At 63.6% G+C, this 3883-nt stretch carries 2 protein-coding genes; one reads left to right on the plus strand and one right to left on the minus strand.

Going from position 1 to position 3883, the window contains the following annotated elements:
* Nucleotides 1–29: 29 nt before the first annotated feature.
* Complete coding sequence (locus tag NZN28_RS13950) at nucleotides 30–1961, plus strand: DNA topoisomerase subunit B (RefSeq protein ID WP_295399167.1); 1932 nt, start codon at nucleotides 30–32, stop codon at nucleotides 1959–1961.
* Here the strand turns inward: NZN28_RS13950 and NZN28_RS13955 are convergent.
* Nucleotides 1958–3643: a peptidoglycan DD-metalloendopeptidase family protein gene (locus NZN28_RS13955; protein ID WP_295399169.1), complete on the minus strand. Its 1686-nt coding sequence runs from the start codon at nucleotides 3641–3643 to the stop codon at nucleotides 1958–1960. The two genes, NZN28_RS13950 and NZN28_RS13955, sit on opposite strands and share 4 nt — an antisense overlap.
* Nucleotides 3644–3883 lie beyond the last annotated feature (240 nt).

The following is a 3883-nucleotide window of genomic DNA, read 5'->3' on the forward strand; positions in this document are numbered from 1 at the left end:
TAAAAAACATAATATGTTATACTGGTCAGGTGAGCACTGAGGTCATTGCCAACTACGACGCATCTGCAATCAAGGTTTTGAAGGGCCTGGAAGGGGTTCGCCACCGCCCGGCCATGTACATCGGGGGCACCCAGGCCGATGGTTACCATCACCTCTTCAAGGAGATTCTGGACAACGCCGTGGACGAGGCCCTGGCGGGGTTCGCTACCGAGATCATCACTACCCTTCACCCCGACGGCTCCATCACTGTAGAGGACAACGGGCGCGGGATTCCGGTTGACATCATGCCGGAAGAGCAAAAGCCTGCGGTCGAGGTGATTTACACGGTTTTGCACGCAGGGGGCAAGTTCGAAGAGGGCGCTTACAAGGTCTCGGGAGGGTTGCACGGGGTGGGGGCCAGCGTGGTCAATGCCCTGGCCGAGTTCACCCGCGTGGAGGTGTTCCGCGATGGCAAGCACTACCTGATTGAGTTCAGCCGGGGGGATGTCACCCAGCCTCTGCAGGTTCTGGGTAGCGCCCCCAAGGGCAAGCGGGGCACCCGCGTTACCTTCCGGCCCGACCCGCAAATTTTCGGCAACGAGCTGAAATTTGAGGCCAGCCGGCTGCGGGTGCGGCTGCGCGAGGTCTCCTTCCTGGTCGCGGGCCTCAAGCTGGTTTTCCGGGACGAGATTCACCAGAAAGAAGAGGTCTTCTTCGACAAAGGAGGGGTGGGCTCCTTTGCCAAGTACCGCGCCGATGGCGAGGAACTGCTCTACGACAAGCCGGTATTGTTGCAGGGCCAGGTCGAGACCGTGGGGGTGGATGTGGGCCTGGTGCACACCAAGGGCTACAGCGCCGACCTGGTCAGCTTTGCCAACATGATTCCCACCGTAGACGGCGGCACCCACATCTCGGGCTTCAAGACCGCCTACACCCGGGCCATCAACACCTATGCTAAAAAAGCCGGACTCGTGAAGGACCTGGAGCCCACCGGCGACGACCTGCTGGAAGGGGTTTCGGCGGTTATCTCCATCAAGATTCCCCAGCCTCAGTTCGAGGGCCAGACCAAGGGCAAGCTCCTGAACCCCGAGGCCGGCACCGCCGTCAGCAAGATTGTCTACGAGAAGTTTTCTGAGTATCTGGAAGAGAACCCCCGCATCGCCAAGCTAATCTACGAAAAGGCCCTGCGGGCGGCCCAGGCCCGCGAGGCGGCCCGCAAGGCCCGCGACCTGATCCGCCGGGCCAACCCCCTCGAGTCCGACGACCTGCCCGGCAAGCTGGCCGACTGCCAGTCGGAAGACCCCAGCGAGAGCGAGCTGTTCATTGTGGAGGGCGATTCGGCGGGGGGCAGCGCCAAGAGCGGGCGAGACCGGCGCTTCCAGGCCATTCTGCCGCTGCGCGGGAAGATTCTGAACGTGGAAAAAGCCGGTCTCAACAAAGCCCTCAAAAACGCCGAAGTGCGGGCCATGGTCGCGGCCATTGGCGCGGGCATTGGCGGCAAGGACCAGGAAGAAGCCCACTTCAACCTCGAAGACCTGCGCTACCACAAGATCATCATCATGACCGATGCCGATGTGGACGGCTCGCACATCCGCACGCTGCTGCTGACCTTCTTCTACCGCTACATGCGCCCCATCATCGAGCAGGGTTATCTGTATGTGGCCCAGCCCCCGCTCTACGGCCTGCGGGTGGGCAAGAGCAAGCAGGTGGAGTACCTCTTCGACGACGAGGCGCTCAAAAAAGCCCTGGCCAGCATCGGCGACAAGCCCTATGAAATCCAGCGTTTCAAGGGCCTGGGCGAGATGAACGCCGAGCAGCTCTGGGAGACCACCATGGATCCGGCCCGGCGGGTCTTGAAGAAGGTGGACATGAAAGACGCCTCGTATGCGGCCCAGATTTTCGACGACCTGATGGGCTCGGATGTGCAGCCCCGCCGCGAGTTCATCGAGGAAAACGCCCGCTTCGCGCAGATTGAAGTTTAGGGCAGCTCGAGCCACCACAGGTTGCGATCCTGGCTTAGGAAAACCACCCGCTCACCGTCCGGCGAGACCTGCCACTGGTCGTTCAGAACCTTTGCCCCCAGGTCGGCCAGCGGGCGTGAAGTGTGGGTTTGCAGGTGGTATTCCATCAGGCGGTGGGTGGGCTGGCCGGGGTTCAGGGGGATGTAGACCAACCGGCTGGCATCCCGCCAGCGGTAGGAGCCAAACCAGCTTAGCTTGAATTTCTGACCCCCCCTCGAGACCAGATAGAGTCCGTTGCGCTCGGGGTGGTCGAAGGCCACGTAGTAGGCGACCCAGCGCCCATCGGGGCCAATCTGGATGCCCCGCATATTCAGGGCGCGGGCCAGAATGCGGCGCTCGCCGGTGGGCAGGTGGAGGGTCTCGAGGTTGCGAAGCGCATCTTCTGGGGCACGCTTGCCGCTGAGCAGCAGCGTTTCTTCGTCCAGCCAGCCGACCAGCCCGCCCCCAAAAACCGTGGCCACGCGCTGGGGCGCTCCGCCCCACAGGGCAAGCCAGACCTCCGAGCGGCGCCGGTCGAAGTTGCCCTCGGCCTGGGTGATGTTCCAGGCCAGCCGCTGGCTGCTGGGCGACCAGGCCACGTTGCCGCCCTCGGTCTCGAGGTAAAAGCGTTGCCCATCCGACAAACGCTCGACCAAGCTGGGCCTTCCGGGCAGCAGGGCATGGGTGAAACGGGGATTGTAGTGGGCAATGGGCAGCAGGGGCTTGGGGGGGTCGGGCCGCAGAACCGACACCCCATAGAGGGCGGTGGGGCTTTGGGGGTTGGGTTTGTCTATAAAAAGCACCGTGCTGGAGTCCGGGCTCCACAGGGGGTTCACACAGCAGCCGCCGGTGGTAAGGCGGCGAGGCGTGGGGGTGTGGGTTCGCTCCAGCCGGATTGAGCTTGAAAACAGCGCCAGACCGGGCAAACTTGCATAGGGCCGGGACAAAGCGTTGGGCTCGGGTTTCCCGGCCAGCGTTGCCGGCCAGGCCCTTGCGTAGTCGTTGAGCAGGGGGCCGCCCCGGCGGGCCGCGGGCTGCTGGTCGGGATACTGCCAGCGGCGGGGGTTGTCCAGGTCGCGCTGAAAACCCCTCGAGACCCCCCCCACCAGGGTGAGGGTCTCCCAGTCGGCGGCGATGTAGGGAATCGGGTTGAAGAAGCGCTGGTGGGAGCTATCGCGAATTTCCAGGTGCAGGTGGGGGGCCGCGGTGCAACTGAACTGCGAATCGCCCACCCGGCCCACCACCTGCCCGCGCCGTACCCGGGCGCCCACCCGCAAAGCCGGGCGCTCCAGCAGATGCCCATACAGGCTGGACAGCCCGTTGCCGTGGTCAATCACCAGGTTGTGGGGTGGGGCGCCATGCGGCCCGTCTATCTCCACCACCACCCCATCCCCAATGGCGACCACCGGCGTGCCACACCGGGCCGAGAAATCCAGGCCAAAGTGGATGCCCTGCCCGGCGCGGTAGGCGCTATGGCGCTGCCGATATGCGCCGGTGGTGTTGCCGTAGAGCTGCCCCAACAGCCAGCTGCCGGGGCCGGGTAGGCCCTCGAGCGGCAGGCCAAACTGCCGTGCGGGTGGGGCAATTTTTGCATCGGGAAGGGGGGTGGCGTAATGGGCCAGGGCCACGCCCAGCCCCAGCAGCCCAACCACCAGCCACCGCATGCGCCGATTATCCCCCAGGCGCCACCTTGTGAATGTGGGCGGATATAGCCTGAAGGGCAAACCCAACGGTTCGCCTCAAGGACTGCTAGGGGCGCTTATTACGTGCTTTCGTGTGCTACTTGATCTGAACCCCAAGATTTGAAAAAAGAGGGGGTGCTATGTCATACCAATTCTACGACGAGGTGACACATAAAGCCTCCTGAATCCAGGGCCAAAAGCAAAGCTGCTTGACCCTGGTTG

Source organism: Meiothermus sp. (assembly GCF_025056915.1).
Classification (GTDB): Bacteria; Deinococcota; Deinococci; order Deinococcales; family Thermaceae; genus Meiothermus.